The sequence below is a fragment of the Burkholderia sp. MSMB1835 genome, from assembly GCF_001526365.1.
Classification (GTDB): Bacteria; Pseudomonadota; Gammaproteobacteria; order Burkholderiales; family Burkholderiaceae; genus Burkholderia.
The window spans coordinates 1-565 of sequence record NZ_LOYP01000061.1 but is presented as its reverse complement, the minus strand read 5'-3'; the positions used below and the strand labels follow the sequence as shown (position 1 = coordinate 565).

Annotated in this window: 1 protein-coding gene; it reads left to right on the top strand. The window is 67.3% G+C overall.

Annotated elements, in window-relative coordinates; all coding sequences use genetic code 11:
- On the top strand, nucleotides 1-435 hold a 435-nt coding region (locus tag WS96_RS31535), incomplete at its 5' end, for an efflux RND transporter permease subunit (protein WP_179949998.1).
- Between the last annotated feature and the right edge of the window lie 130 nt (nucleotides 436-565).

The following is a 565-nucleotide window of genomic DNA, read 5'->3' as shown; positions in this document are numbered from 1 at the left end:
CTCGAGAACGACGTGTTCTTCCAGGTGGGCCTGCTGACGACCGTGGGCTTGTCCGCGAAGAACGCGATCCTGATCGTCGAGTTCGCACGCGAGCTTCAGGCAGGCGGGAACATGGGGCCGGTGCGTGCGGCGATCGAGGCGGCGCGCCTGCGGCTGCGTCCGATCCTGATGACGTCGCTCGCGTTCATGCTGGGCGTGCTGCCGCTCGCGGTCAGCAACGGCGCGGGCTCGGCGAGCCAGCACGCGATCGGCACGGGCGTGATCGGCGGGATGATCACGGCGACGTTCCTCGCCATTTTCATGATCCCGATGTTCTTCGTGCGGGTTCGCGCGATCTTCGGCGGCGAGACGGAAAACGTCGACGACGCATGGCGTCTCGTCCAGGCCGACCTGCAGCGCGGCCGCGACGACGCACACGATTCGAAGGGGCAGTAACGATGCAAAAATACGCTTTGACTGCAATCGCAGTCGCGCTCGTTGCCACGGGGTGCACGATGGCGCCGCATTACAAGCGGCCCGACGCGCCCGTCGCGCAGGCGTACCCGGCCGGCGGCGTCTACGCGAC